At 72.6% G+C, this 12,693-nt stretch carries 11 protein-coding genes; 3 read left to right on the top strand and 8 right to left on the bottom strand.

Annotated features, from left to right (window positions below; all coding sequences use genetic code 11):
* Positions 1–89 precede the first annotated feature (89 nt).
* Positions 90–1,415, top strand: a complete 1,326-nt coding sequence (locus HAV40_RS22555; RefSeq protein ID WP_166384412.1) for a chloride channel protein — start codon at positions 90–92, stop codon at positions 1,413–1,415.
* 130 nt (positions 1,416–1,545) lie between these two features.
* On the opposite strand, the gene HAV40_RS22550 is transcribed toward HAV40_RS22555, so the two are convergent.
* From HAV40_RS22550 to dhaK, 7 genes are all read right to left on the bottom strand, one after another.
* Positions 1,546–2,982 (bottom strand): M1 family metallopeptidase, encoded by a 1,437-nt coding sequence (locus HAV40_RS22550; RefSeq protein ID WP_239087070.1) that lies wholly within the window; start codon positions 2,980–2,982, stop codon positions 1,546–1,548.
* 38 nt (positions 2,983–3,020) lie between these two features.
* Complete coding sequence (locus HAV40_RS22545; RefSeq protein ID WP_166384409.1) at positions 3,021–4,721, bottom strand: glycerol-3-phosphate dehydrogenase/oxidase; 1,701 nt, start codon at positions 4,719–4,721, stop codon at positions 3,021–3,023.
* Positions 4,722–4,731: 10 nt separating this feature from the next.
* Positions 4,732–6,249 (bottom strand): glycerol kinase GlpK, encoded by a 1,518-nt coding sequence (glpK, locus tag HAV40_RS22540; RefSeq protein ID WP_166384407.1) that lies wholly within the window; start codon positions 6,247–6,249, stop codon positions 4,732–4,734.
* A 34-nt stretch (positions 6,250–6,283) separates the two neighbouring features.
* Positions 6,284–7,069 (bottom strand): MIP/aquaporin family protein, encoded by a 786-nt coding sequence (locus HAV40_RS22535; protein WP_239087072.1) that lies wholly within the window; start codon positions 7,067–7,069, stop codon positions 6,284–6,286.
* A 298-nt stretch (positions 7,070–7,367) separates the two neighbouring features.
* Entirely contained in the window at positions 7,368–8,963 is a 1,596-nt protein-coding gene (locus HAV40_RS22530) for a putative PEP-binding protein (RefSeq protein WP_166384403.1), read from the bottom strand.
* On the bottom strand, positions 8,960–9,601 hold the full coding sequence (gene dhaL / locus HAV40_RS22525) for a dihydroxyacetone kinase subunit DhaL (RefSeq protein WP_166384401.1): 642 nt from the start codon (positions 9,599–9,601) through the stop codon (positions 8,960–8,962). Before dhaL ends, HAV40_RS22530 begins: the two co-directional genes overlap by 4 nt.
* Positions 9,601–10,599, bottom strand: a complete 999-nt coding sequence (dhaK, locus tag HAV40_RS22520) for a dihydroxyacetone kinase subunit DhaK (protein ID WP_166384399.1) — start codon at positions 10,597–10,599, stop codon at positions 9,601–9,603. Before dhaK ends, dhaL begins: the two co-directional genes overlap by 1 nt.
* A 209-nt stretch (positions 10,600–10,808) precedes the next feature.
* Here dhaK and dhaM point away from each other — a divergent pair, with 209 nt between their 5' ends.
* Positions 10,809–11,201, top strand: a complete 393-nt coding sequence (gene dhaM, locus HAV40_RS22515; RefSeq protein WP_166384397.1) for a dihydroxyacetone kinase phosphoryl donor subunit DhaM — start codon at positions 10,809–10,811, stop codon at positions 11,199–11,201.
* A complete protein-coding gene (locus HAV40_RS22510; RefSeq protein WP_166384395.1) occupies positions 11,185–11,445 on the top strand; it encodes an HPr family phosphocarrier protein in 261 nt (86 codons plus the stop codon). The genes dhaM and HAV40_RS22510 overlap by 17 nt, the downstream gene beginning before the upstream one ends.
* A gap of 154 nt (positions 11,446–11,599) precedes the next feature.
* On the opposite strand, the gene HAV40_RS22505 is transcribed toward HAV40_RS22510, so the two are convergent.
* Positions 11,600–12,568: an aldo/keto reductase gene (locus HAV40_RS22505; RefSeq protein WP_166384393.1), complete on the bottom strand. Its 969-nt coding sequence runs from the start codon at positions 12,566–12,568 to the stop codon at positions 11,600–11,602.
* Positions 12,569–12,693: the final 125 nt, after the last annotated feature.

The following is a 12,693-nucleotide window of genomic DNA, read 5'->3' as shown; positions in this document are numbered from 1 at the left end:
TCCGGACGCTTCAGCGTCCGGAAACGAGCACCGCCGGGCACGTCGGTCATCCCGCCACGCTCACCGGGCGAAACACCTAGCGTGGTTATATGTCGGAAGTGTCCCCACAGCAGGTCCGGGATCGCGCCCTGGAGCTGATCCGCCACCCGGACTACCTGCGCCTGCTCGGCATCGCCGGGCTGCTCGGCGTGCCGGTGTCGCTGGTCGCGTTCGGCTTCCTGGCCGTCCTGCACGCCGCCGAGCACCAGATGTGGCACACCATCCCGCAGCACCTGTTCGGCGGTGACCAGCCGCCCTGGTGGTGGCCGCTGCCGCTGCTGGCCGTGGCCGGGCTGGGCGTCGGTGCGGTGGCCCGCTGGGCGCCCGGCCACGGCGGGCACACCCCCGTCGACGGTATGGGCGGCCCGCCGCCGCAACCCGCCGAACTGCCCTGGGTGCTGGTCGCGGCACTGCTGAGCCTGCCGCTCGGCGCCGTCCTCGGGCCCGAGGCTCCGCTGATCGCCGGTGGCGGAGGACTCGCGCTGCTGGCCGCCCACGCGTTCGGCGTCGCCCCCGGCAGCCGCCGCGCCCTGATCATCAGCGGCGCGGGCGCGGCGGCCGCCATCGCCGCCATCTTCGGCAGCCCCATCGTCGCTGCCGTACTGCTGATCGAGATGGTGCAGCTCAGCGGCGCGGCGCTGTCCGCCGTGGTGATCCCGTGCCTGCTCGCGGCAGGTGTCGGCGCGATCGTGTTCACCGGTCTCGGGCTGTGGTCCGGCCTGCCCATCGGCTCGCTGACCCTGCCCATCCCGCCCGGCAGTGTCATCCGCCCCGACATCGCCGACCTGCTGTGGGCGCTGCCGGTGGCGGTCGTCGCGGCCGTCGGCATCCGCCTGGTACGCGGCCTCGCCAAGCAGCTCGCCCCCCGCGTCGCCGCGCGCCCGCTGTCGGCGACGGTGCTGGCCGCGCTCGGCGTCGGCGTCTGCGCCTCCGTGTACGCCCTGCTCACCGGACGGTCCCCGGCCGAGGTGGCGCTGTCCGGCCAGCAGACCCTGGCCGCGCTGGCCGCCGACCCGCACGCCTGGCCCGAAGCGGCCCTGGTCGCCCTGGTCGTCTTCAAGGGCCTCGGCTACGCGCTGTCCCTGGCCGCCCTGCGCGGCGGCCCGATCTTCCCCGCCGTCAGCCTCGGCGGCATCCTCGGCGTGCTCGCCGGCCCGCTACCCGGCTTCGGCGCGGTCCCCGCGATGGCCGCCGGCATGGCCGCCGCCACCGTCGCCATGCTCCCCCTCCCCGTCAGCGCCGTCGTCCTCGTCGTCCTCCTCCTGGGCCCCCTCGGCTTCGCCATGACCCCCGTGGTCCTCATCGCCACCGTCGTCGCCTACATGACCGAACAGCTGACCGAACACGGCCTCAACCACTCCCCCCTCGCCCCATGACCCCACACCCCTGCCGCCCACACCCCTGCCGCCCACACCCCTGCCGCAACTCTTAAAAAGTCGCGCCTACCGGAGTCCGGGGTAGGCGCGACTTTTTAAGAGTTGCGGATCAGGGGTGGTGGGTGGTGGGTCATTCGGGGCGGGTTTTGCCGTAGAGCCAGGGTTGGAAGAAGGCGTCGAGGGGGCGGGCGGCGATGCGTTCGGCGAGGGTGACGAACTCCGCGGTGCTGGCGTTGCCGTCGCGCTGCTCGGCGGTCCAGGTGCGCATGATGGTGAAGAACCTGTCGTCGCCGACGAGCTTGCGCAGGGCGTGCAGGGTCATCGCGCCGCGCTCGTAGACGCTGCTGGAGAAGATGCCGTCGCTGCCGGGGTCGGCGGTGGGCACCCGCCACATCCGGTCCTTGCGGTCGCGGTAGCGCCGGTCGTAGTGCTCCTGCACGGTCCGCCCGCCCTGGTGCTCGTCCCACAGCCACTCGGCGTACGTCGCGAAGCCCTCGTTGAGCCAGATGTCGCGCCAGTTCTGCACCGAGACGCTGTCACCGAACCACTGGTGCGCCAGCTCGTGCGCCAGGATGATCGTGTCCGACCCCTTCTCCCAGGTCTTGGGCAGGTAGATGGGCCGGGTCTGGTTCTCCAGCTCGTCGGAGACCCGGTTGTCGCCGACGACGATGCCGCCGTACGCGTCGAACGGGTACGGCCCGAACAGCCCCTCCAGGAAGTCGGCGACCTCCGTCGTGCGGGCCAGGTTGCGGTCGGCCTCCCCCGCCGGGATCGCCGAGGCCACCGCGTAGATCACGGGCTTGCCCCGGTGCTCGGTCTGCGTCACCCGGTAGTCGCCGACGACCATCGTGGCCAGGTAGGACGCCATCGGTGAGGTGACGTTCCAGCTCCACGTGGTCCAGTCGCCGTCGGTCTTCTTCCCCTTGAGCAGTCCGTTGCTCAGCCCGGACAGCTTGTTCGGCACGGTCAGGTCGATGGTGTACAGCGCCTTGTCGCTCGGGTGGTCGTTGACCGGGAACCAGGCCGCCGCGGACTGCGGCTCGCCGATCGCCACCGCCCCGTCCTTGCTCACGTAGAAGCCGTTGTGCTCGGCGTCGCGCGCGCGGACCTCCCCGGGCTTGCCGCTGTACTTCACGACCGCCGTGAACGCCTGCCCCGAGTCGATGTGCTTGGCCGGGGTGACCACCAGCTCGTCGCGGTCCCGCCTGACCTCGGCCGGATCGCCCTCGACCACCACGGACGCGACGTCGAGACCGATCAGGTCGAGATGGAACCGGTCCAGCGGGACGGTCGCCTTGGCCTTGACCGTCGTGGTCCCGTCGAGCTGCCCGGACGCCGGGTCGAACGTCACCTTCAGCGCGTACGACGCGACGTCGTAACCGCCGTTGCCGTAGTTCGGAAAGTACGGGTCCCCGATCCCGGCGAGGTCGACCTCGGCCGGGGTGTCGCCTTCCAGGCCCGGTTCGATGCCCATCGGCCCCGGGCGCGCGGGCGGCGAGCCCGTGCACCCGCCGAGCAGCAGTGCGCCCGCCAGCAGCGTGGCGCTCCAGAATCTGACATCACGCACTACTGGGACGATTCGCATGAAATCACATTAGAACGCGATCATCCAAGATCGGGCGCAGCCAGCCGAACCTCCTCGGCCGACTCGTCGTCGGGCTCCTCCTGCGACTGCCGCTCGGCCTGCACGCGGGCCGCGTACACCTCGATCTCCTCTTCGATCTCCTTGTCGGTCCAGCCGAGCACGCCGCCCATCAGCCGGGCCACCGTCGGGGCCGCCTGCACCCCGCGCGACCAGGTCTCGATCGACGCCCGGGTACGCCGGGCCAGCACGTCGTCGACGTGCAGCGCGCCCTCGTGCGAAGCCGCGTACACGGCCTCCGCGCCCAGGTAGTCGTCGGCGCCGGGCAGCGGGTCGGCCAGCGTGGGATCGTCGGCGATCAGCCGCAGCACCTCGTGGATCATCGAGCCGTACCGGTTGAGCAGGTGTTCGATGCGCACCACGTGCAGGCCCGACTCCTGGGCCAGCAGGTGCCGCCGGTTCCACAGCACCTTGTAGCCCTCGGCCCCGGCCAGCGGCACCTCGTGCGTCATCGACTCCGGGATGCGCTGGTCCATGCCGCGCACCGCCTCGTCGACGGCGTCCTTGCCCATCACCCGGTACGTGGTGTACTTGCCGCCCGCGATGACGACCAGCCCCGGGACCGGGTGCCCGACCAGGTGCTCGCGGGACAGCTTGCTGGTCTCCTCGGACTCCCCGGCCAGCAGCGGGCGCAGCCCGGCGTACACGCCCTCGACGTCGGCCTGGGTCAGCTTGGTGACCAGCACCGAGTTGACGTGCTCCAGGATGTACTCGATGTCGCTGGCGGTGGCCGCCGGGTGGGCCAGGTCCAGGTTCCAGTCGGTGTCGGTGGTGCCGACGATCCAGTGCCGCCCCCACGGGATCACGAACAGCACACTCTTCTCGGTGCGCAGGATCAGCCCGGTGCGCGACTGGATGCGGTCCCGCGGCACCAGCAGGTGCACGCCCTTGGAGGCGCGTACGTGGAACTGCCCGCGGGTGTCGGCCATACGCTGCGTCTCGTCGGTCCACACCCCGGTCGCGTTGATCACCTGTTTCGCGCGGATCTCGTACATCTCACCGGTCACCACGTCCTCGACCTGCGCGCCGACGACCCGCTCCCCCTCGCGCAGGAACTCGTTGATCCGGGCCCGGTTGGCGACCATCGCGCCATAGGACGCCGCGGTGCGCACCACGGTCATCGTGTGCCGGGCGTCGTCGACCTGGCCGTCGTAGTACTGCACCGCGCCGACCAGCGACGCCTTCTTCAGACACGGGGCCTCGCGCAGCGCCCGGCGGTGGCTCAGGTGCCGGTGGTGCGGCACCCCGCGACCGTTGCCGGTGCCCAGACCCATGATGTCGTACAGCAGCACGCCCGACCCGACGTACGGCCGCTCCCACACCCGGTGCGTCAGCGGGTAGAGGAACTTCACCGGCTTGACCAGGTGCGGGGCGAGCCGGGTGAGCAGCAGCGCCCGCTCCTTGAGCGCCTCGGCGACCAGGCCGAAGTCCAGCATCTCCAGGTAGCGCAGGCCGCCGTGGATCAGCTTGCTGGACCGGCTGGACGTGCCCGAGGCCCAGTCCCGCGCCTCGACCAGCCCGGTGCTCAGGCCCCGGGTGGCCGCGTCCAGCGCCGCCCCGGCCCCGACCACGCCCCCGCCGATCACGAGGATGTCCAGTTCACGTGCGGCCATGTCGGCCAGCGCCTGACGGCGCGACTCAGCGGAAAGCGCGACGACGTCCATCGTGGGCCCCTTACCCGACCTCGACCCAGTTCAGGGTCCGCTCGACGGCCTTCTTCCAGCCCTTGTAGCCCTCTTCGCGCTGCTCGTCGCTCCAGGTCGGCTCCCAGCGCTGGTCCTCGTGCCACTGCTCGCGCAGCTGGTCGGTGTTCTGCCAGAACCCGACCGCGAGCCCGGCCGCGTACGCCGCGCCCAGCGCGGTCGTCTCGGCGACCACGGGCTTGCTGACCGGCACCCCGAGGATGTCGGCCTGCAGCTGCATGCACAGCTTGTTCGCCGTGATGCCGCCGTCGACCTTGAGGAACTCCAGCGCCACCCCGGAGTCCTTCTCCATCGCCTCGACCACGTCGCGGGACTGGTAGCAGATCGCTTCCAGCGCGGCGCGGGCCAGGTGCGCGTTGGTGTTGTAGCGCGACAGGCCGACGATCACCCCGCGCGCGTCGGAGCGCCAGTACGGGGCGAACAGGCCGGAGAAGGCGGGCACGAAGTACATGCCGCCGTTGTCCTCGACCTGCCGGGCCAGCGACTCGCTCTGCGCCGCGCCGCTGATGATGCCGAGCTGGTCGCGCAGCCACTGGATGGCCGAGCCGGTCACCGCGATGGAGCCCTCCAGGGCGTACACCGCGGGCTGGTCGCCGAACTGGTAGCAGACCGTGGTCAGCAGGCCAGACTTGGAGCGGACCAGCTCCGTGCCGGTGTTGAGCAGCATGAAGTTACCGGTGCCGTAGGTGTTCTTCGCCTCGCCGGGCGAGAAGCACACCTGCCCGACCGTGGCCGCCTGCTGGTCGCCCAGCGTCGCCGGCAGCGGCACCTCCCCGGCGAACGGCCCGCCGGCCCGGGTCGTGCCGTACAGCGACGGGTCCGACGACGGCCGGATCTCCGGCAGCATCGAGCGCGGGATGTCGAAGAACGACAGCAGCTCGTCGTCCCAGTCCAGCGTCTCCAGGTTCATCAGCATGGTGCGGCTGGCGTTGGTGACGTCGGTGATGTGCACGCCGCCGTCGGAGCCGCCGGTCAGGTACCACAGCGTCCAGGCGTCGGTGTTGCCGAACAGGGCGTCGCCGCGCTGGGCCGCCTCGCGTACGCCCTCGACGTTCTCCAGGATCCACTGGATCTTGCCGCCGGAGAAGTACGTCGCGGGCGGCAGCCCCGCCTTGCGCCGGATGGTGTCGCCGCGGCCGTCGCGGTCGAGCGCGGACGCGATGCGGTCGGTGCGGGTGTCCTGCCAGACGATGGCGTTGTAGTACGGCCGCCCGGTCCGGCGGTCCCAGACCACGGTGGTCTCGCGCTGGTTGGTGATGCCGACCGCGGCCAGGTCGGAGGCCTGCAACTTGCTCTGGGCCAGCGCCGTGCGGATGACGGCACTGGTCCGCTCCCAGATCTCCAGCGGATTGTGCTCCACCCAGCCGGCCTGCGGCAGGTACTGCTTGTGCTCCAGCTGGTGCTTGCCGACCTCGTTGCCGCCCCGGTCGAAGATCATGAACCGTGTGCTCGTCGTCCCCTGATCGATCGCACCCACGAAGTCAGCCATCTCGCGTCCTCTCCCTGATCGTCCCTGGCACGGCTCACGCGTCGTTCTCGGACGTGCCCGACTCCTTCACCCCGACCGTGCCGACCGGCGTGCTCGCCTCTTCCACCTGCTCGGCCGTGAGGTACCGGCCGACCAGGACCTGGTACAGCCAGGCGCCCAGCGGTCCGCCGATGAGCGGGGCGACGATCGGCACCCAGAAATAGAGATTCCCATACTGATCTCGGAACGCGGACTCGTAACCGGTCAGATAAGACGCCAGCCGGGGCCCGAAGTCACGGGCCGGGTTGATCGCGTAGCCGGCCGCGGTGCCCCAGGCCATCCCGATGCCGACCACCAGCAGGCCGATCATCAGCGGGGCCAGGTTGGCCAGCGGCGGCAGGTTGAGCAGGTCGGTCAGCGCCAGCACCACGAACAGCAGGATCGCCGTGCCGATGATCTGGTCACGGAACGCCCCCCAGGTGCCGATCGGCAGCGCGCCGTTGCCGGGCAGGGTGGAGAACACGCCCTGCGTCTTCATGGTGAGGCCGGGGTCCACCTTGTGCAGCACCTCGGTGTAGTTCCACCGGACGATCAGCGCGGCCACGAACGCGCCCAGGAACTGCGCGACGATGTAGGGCAGCACCTTGATCCAGGGGAAACCCTTGAACAGGGCCAGCGAGAACGTCACCGCCGGATTGAGGTGGCCGCCGCTGATCCGCGCCGCGACGTACACACCCATCGTCACGCCCAGGCCCCAAGCCCAGGAGATGCTGTCGTGGTCGCCGAGGCCGCCGCCGACGACCTGGGCCACCACGCCGACGCCGAACAAAATCAGGATCATGGTGCCGGCGAACTCGGCGCTCAGCTCGCGCCACAGTCCCTTCGTGTGGCTCGGCCTGTCCACTGTTGCCGTCCCGGAACTTGCCATGTCTGTCCGCCCCCCAGAGGTGTCCGCGGGTAAGGGCGGCGAGGCCGTGCGGCGCGCGGAGATGTCGTGTGCCGTCGCGGCAAAACCGCCGCCGACCACCGAAAACGGTGATCCACTCGCGCTACGAGTCCAGCATAGAACGAATCACGTCCTGCCTGGATCGCTCTCCGATACCCGCTGCCGGGTATGCGTTCGTCGGGGGTGATGCGTACTAGATGGGCTTTATTTCGCCGGGGTCCAGCGTCGTGTCACGAACCGCCGCGCGCACCTCGTCCAGCGCCGTCGGGGCCGCCGACAGGATCCGGCACCCCGCCGACAGCAGCAGCGGCACCAGCGCCGGGTCGCCCGCCGCGTCCCCGCACACCGACACGTCCCGGTCGTGCCGGCGGCCCGCCCGCACCACCGCCACCACCGCCGACAGCACCACCGGATCGGCGATCCGGCCCGGCGTCAGCGCCGGATCACGCCGGTCCAGCCCCAGCAGCGCCGCCGTCAGGTCGTTGCTGCCGATGGACAGGAAGTCGGCCGCCGCCGCCAGCTCGTCGACCGCCACCACCGCCTCCGGCAGCTCGATCATCGCGCCCAGCGGCGGCGACGGCACCCCGTGCGCGGCCGCCGCCGCGTCGAGCAGCTCACGGCAGCGGTCCAGCTGGGCCACCGAGACCACCATCGGGATCATGACGCGCAGCCTCGCCCCGTCGGCCTCGTCGAGGATCGCCGCGAACTGGTCTGCCAGCGCCCGTGGGGCGTCCAGCATCAGCTCCAGCCCACGATGGCGCGACGAGGTGCCCCACAGGAACGGTGGCAGCTTGTCCGGCGCGAAGTCCAGCGTGCGTACGGTCGCCGTGTGCCCGGCCAGCGCCGCGAGCACCGGCCGCAGCGCCGCGGCGTGCTCGGACCGGGTCGGCCAGTGCCCCGCGTGCAGGAACGCCACCTCGGTGCGGATCAGCCCCGCCCCCAGCGCCCCGGCCGCCAGGCCCGCCACCGCGTCGGCCGCGGTGGAGACGTTGACCAGCAGCCGCACCGGGGTGCCGTCCCGGGTCACCGCGGGCTGGTCGCGCAGCGCGGCCAGCTCGTCGCGCCGTTGCCGGGCCGCCGCGGCGGCCCGCTGCGCGGCCTCCAGCCGGTGCGGCGTCGGGGACACGGTCAGGGTCGCCACCACCGCGTCCAGCACCGCCTGGCGGCCCCCCGACGACGCGGGCACGTTCACCCCGAACAGCAGCGGCACGCCCAGCGCCCGCGCCACGATCGCCACGTGCGCGTTCGGCCCGCCCAGTCGCGAGACCCCGCCCACCACCGGCACCGACGGGTCGAGCAGGTCGTCGGCGCCCAGTTCCTCGGCGACCAGGATCACCGGCTCCTCGCCGGGCCCGGCGGACCGCCCGGCCCCGGATCGCAGCTGCTCGACGACGCGGCGTCCGATCTGGCGCACGTCGGCGGCGCGGGCGGCCAGCGTCGGATCCGACAGCCCGGCCAGCACCCCGGCGTACCGTTCCGCCGCGTCCAGCACCGCCCGGTCCGCCGGGGTGCCGTTCTCGACGCCGCCGATCGCGGCCGAGCGCAGGTCCGGGTCGTCGGCGATGAGCGCGGTCGCCTCCAGGATGTCGGCCGGGGTGCCGTGCTCACCCCGTTCGCGCATGCCCTGCGCGGTGCAGCGCAGCCGGGCCGCGACCGCGTCGAACGCCGCCCCGACCTGGTCCGCGGTGGCGGCCACCGGCTCGCCGCTGCTGCCGTACGCCTGATGGCGCAGCACACCGACCGCGACTCCGGGCGCGCCCGCGACCCCGCAGTAGACCTCGGGCCTCATGGCGCGACGGCGTCCGCCAGGGCCTGGAAGATCAGCCAGGTCGAGGTGGCGCCGGGGTCCTGGTGCCCGATGCTGCGCTCGCCGAGGTACGACGCGCGCCCCTTGCGGGCCTGCAACGGGACCGTGGCCCGCATGCCCTCGGCGGCCGCCGTCGCGGCGGCACGGGCGGCGGCGGCCAGCCCGCCGTCGGCGTCACCACCGTGCTGGCGGACCGCCGCGTCGTAGGCGTCCACCGCCGGCAGGTACGCGTCCACGATGGTCTTGTCGCCCGGCGCGGCCCCGCCCAGCTTCCGCAGCGCCTCCAGACCCGCGCGCAGCCCCGCCCCGAACGCCGCCGCGTCCACCTGCGGCCCGTCCGGCAGGGACTTGCCCAGCGCCCGCAGCGCGCTGCCGTACAGCGGCCCCGCCGCCCCGCCGACCTTCGACACCAGCGTCGACCCGGCCAGCGTGAACACCGCGCCCACCCCGTCCGGCGCGGCCCCGTCCAGCGCGGTGCGCACCGCACCGAACCCGCGCTTCATGTTCACCCCGTGATCGGAGTCGCCGATCGCGGCGTCCAGCGTGGTCAGCTGATCGGCCTGGGCCGCGATGGCGTCCGCCGCCGCGTCCAGCCAGGCCCTGGCCAAGGTGACGTCCATCAGACCCCCCAGCGCAGCGCCGGCGTACGCACCGGGGCGTCCCACAGCCGCAGCAGCTCCGGATCGGCCCGGCAGATCGTCAGCGACATGCCCGCCATGTCCAGGCTGGTCACGAAGTTGCCGACGAGGTTGCGCGCGATGCGCACCCCGGCCGACTCCAGCAGCCCCGCGAACTCCCCGTAGAGCAGGTACAGCTCGATCAGCGGGGTCGCGCCGAGCCCGTTCATCAGCACGATCGCGTCCTCGCCCGCGGCGACCGGCTTGGCCGCCAGGATCGCCTCCAGCGTCATCGTCGCGATGTCGCGGGCGGGCAGCAGTTTCTCCCGGCGGCGGCCCGGCTCGCCGTGGATGCCGACGCCGACCTCCATCTCGTCCTCGCCCAGCTCGAACCCCGGCCGCCCGGCGGCGGGCGTGGTACACGGGCTCAGCGCGATCGCGAACGACGCACTGGCCTCGTTGACCCGCGTACCCAGCGCGGCGACCGAGGCCGCGTCCCCGCCCTCCTCGGCCAGCGCCCCGGCGATCTTCTCGACCAGCATCGTCGCGCCCGTACCCCGGCGGCCCGCGGTCCACGTCGAGTCCTCCACCGCCACGTCATCGTCGACCAGCACCGAGTGCACCTCGATGCCCTCGTCGGCCGACAGCTCCGCGGCGAGCTGGAAGTTCATCACGTCACCGGTGTAGTTCTTCACGATGTGCACCACCCCGGCCCCGCCGTCGACCGCCTTGCCCGCGGCGAGGATCTGGTCCGGCACCGGCGAGGTGAACACCTCCCCCGGGCAGGCCGCGTCGAGCATGCCCAGCCCCACGAAACCGGCGTGCAGGGGCTCGTGGCCCGACCCGCCGCCGGAGATCAGTCCGACCTTGCCGGCCCTGGGCGCGTCGGCCCGGACCACTATCTGCTGCTCCAGGTCCACCCGCAGCTCCGGATGGGCGGCGGCCAGACCCACCAGCGCCTCACGGACCACCGCGTCGGGGTGGTTGATGAACTTCTTCACGGCCGGGCTCCCTTCACTCCGCCAGTGGCTCGTCCCGGCGGCCCGCCTGAACGGCGAACCACCGAGGACTCCCCACCAGCGTCGCCCCTGACCCGTCACAGCGGCCCGGGGACGCGACCGTCGCGCCGCCGGTGGGCGTCGTAAGTCCATCCTGCCCCGACTCGGCGCACCCCGCCCGGTTTACCGGCCCGCGGGGCTACCATCCCCACATGAGCGGCACCGTGGGGCTGGTCCTCGTCTCGCACAGTCCCGATCTGGCAGCCGGGCTGCGCGAGCTGCTGCGGCAGGTGGCCGGCGACGCGGTCGCGGTGACCGTGGCGGGCGGCGACGACGACGGCGGCCTGGGCACCTCGTACGAGCTGATCCGCGACGCGATCGCCGAGGCGGGCTCCGGTGCGGGCGTGATCGTCCTGCCCGACCTGGGCAGTTCGGTGCTCACCGCGAAGGCCCTGCTGGAGGACCATCCCAACCCTCAGGTGCGCCTGGTCGACGCCCCGTTCGTCGAGGGCGCGGTGGCCGCCGCCGTCATCGCGGCCACCGGCGCGGACCTGGACACGGTCGCCGACGCGGCGGAGGAGGCCTGGCATGCCCGAAAGCTCTGAACTCACCGTCGTCCTGCCCGCCCACCTGCACGCCCGCCCGGCGGGCCAGATAGTCGTCACCGCGGCCAGGTTCACCAGCACGGTCGAGATCGTCTACGGCGCCAAAGTCGCCAACGCCCGCGGCGTCCTGGCCCTGCTGGCCCTCGGCGCCACCGCGGGCGAGACCGTCACCGTCCGCGCCACCGGCGACGACGCCCCCGCCGCCGCCGAAGCCGTGGCCACCGCCCTGCGCACCACCAGCTGACGGGGGCGCGCCGCCCTCGTTTTTCATAGACGTTGGCCTATTACGTTGAATTTGATCTACTTATTTTCGACGTCATAGGCCAACGTCTATCGCAGTGGGGTAGGTGGGGTGGGGTCCGCGCGGCCGAGGCGGTGTGCGGCCGGCGGGGGCGGGGTCAGGTCCAGGGCAGGGTGGCGCGGTGCTTCCAGTAGTGGTCGGCGGGTTCGGCCAGGGTCGCGAGCCGGGTGAGCTGGTCGGCGGACAGGTCCACGCGGGACGCGGCCAGGTGGGACGCCAGTTGTGCCGTGGTCGCCGCGCCGGACAGGACGACCCCGGACCACGGCTGGTGCAGCACGGCCGCCAGCGCGACGGCGTCCTGCGGCGCACCCGCCTCCGCCGCCACCTCGGCCAGCACCCCGAGCTCCGCGGACGGCTCGGCCAGCCTCCCGTTGGCCATCGCCTCCTTGACGATCACGTGGCACCCCGCGGCGCGGGCGGCGGCCAGGGCCCGGCCCGCCGACGGCTCCAGCAGGTTCCAGGTGGCCTGCACGCTGCGGAACAGCGGCACCCCGTCGACCTCGATCCGCAGGGCCGCGTCGATCGCGTCGGCCTGCCTCGGCCCGCTGCTGGAGAAGCCGATCGTCACCCCGGTCGCGGCCAGCTCGGCCAGCCGCCGGTGCAGCGCGGTATCGGCCAGCGCCGGGCTCTCCACGGTCAGCGAATGGATCTGGTACACGTCCAGCCGCTCCCCCAGCAGCGCACGCGTCTGCACGAGCTGCCGCTCGTACACCCCGAGTCCGTGGTCCTTGGTCTCGTGCACCTCGGCGTCGACCCGCCAGCCCCCGGTGTACGTGTAGCCCCACTTGCTCCCGACCACCATGTCCGCGACGTCGCGCGAGCCGAGCCAATCGGCCAGGAACTCCTCGGCGCGGCCGTACGAGCGTGCCGCGTCGGCGTAGCGCACCCCGGCCGCGTACGCGGCGTCGAGCAGCGCGTACGTGCGTTCCCGCATCGCCTCGACGGTCCGCGCGACGGGCAGATCCCGGTCGCGGTGCAGGTTGATGTATCCCGGCCGACCCACCGCGGCCAGCCCGAATCCGAGCCGGGCGACGGGGCTGCTCAGATCGAGCCTCTCCAGCGACATGCCTCCATCATTCCGTCCGCGCCGCGATCGCGCCCGCACGGTGGCACGGCGCGGCGGCATGCGGCGGAAACCGCCCGCTTGCCAGCCTGGCGAGGTAGCGTCCGAGGCCGGGCACAGCAGCCCGC

The organism is Catellatospora methionotrophica (assembly GCF_011297335.1).
Taxonomy (GTDB): Bacteria; Actinomycetota; Actinomycetes; order Mycobacteriales; family Micromonosporaceae; genus Catellatospora; species Catellatospora methionotrophica.
Note: the sequence above shows the minus strand (reverse complement) of the source record. Positions and strands in the feature narration are given on the sequence as shown.

What these genes read in the sequence shown, in the direction of transcription:
- HAV40_RS22555 (WP_166384412.1), top strand. Translation starts at nt 90, where the DNA reads ATGTCGGAAGTGTCCCCACAGCAGGTCCGGGATCGCGCCCTGGAGCTG.
- HAV40_RS22545 (WP_166384409.1), bottom strand. Translation starts at nt 4,721, where the DNA reads ATGGACGTCGTCGCGCTTTCCGCTGAGTCGCGCCGTCAGGCGCTGGCC.
- glpK (WP_166384407.1), bottom strand. Translation starts at nt 6,249, where the DNA reads ATGGCTGACTTCGTGGGTGCGATCGATCAGGGGACGACGAGCACACGG.
- HAV40_RS22535 (WP_239087072.1), bottom strand. Translation starts at nt 7,069, where the DNA reads ATGATCCTGATTTTGTTCGGCGTCGGCGTGGTGGCCCAGGTCGTCGGC.
- HAV40_RS22530 (WP_166384403.1), bottom strand. Translation starts at nt 8,963, where the DNA reads ATGAGGCCCGAGGTCTACTGCGGGGTCGCGGGCGCGCCCGGAGTCGCG.
- dhaL (WP_166384401.1), bottom strand. Translation starts at nt 9,601, where the DNA reads ATGGACGTCACCTTGGCCAGGGCCTGGCTGGACGCGGCGGCGGACGCC.
- dhaM (WP_166384397.1), top strand. Translation starts at nt 10,809, where the DNA reads ATGAGCGGCACCGTGGGGCTGGTCCTCGTCTCGCACAGTCCCGATCTG.
- HAV40_RS22510 (WP_166384395.1), top strand. Translation starts at nt 11,185, where the DNA reads ATGCCCGAAAGCTCTGAACTCACCGTCGTCCTGCCCGCCCACCTGCAC.
- HAV40_RS22505 (WP_166384393.1), bottom strand. Translation starts at nt 12,568, where the DNA reads ATGTCGCTGGAGAGGCTCGATCTGAGCAGCCCCGTCGCCCGGCTCGGA.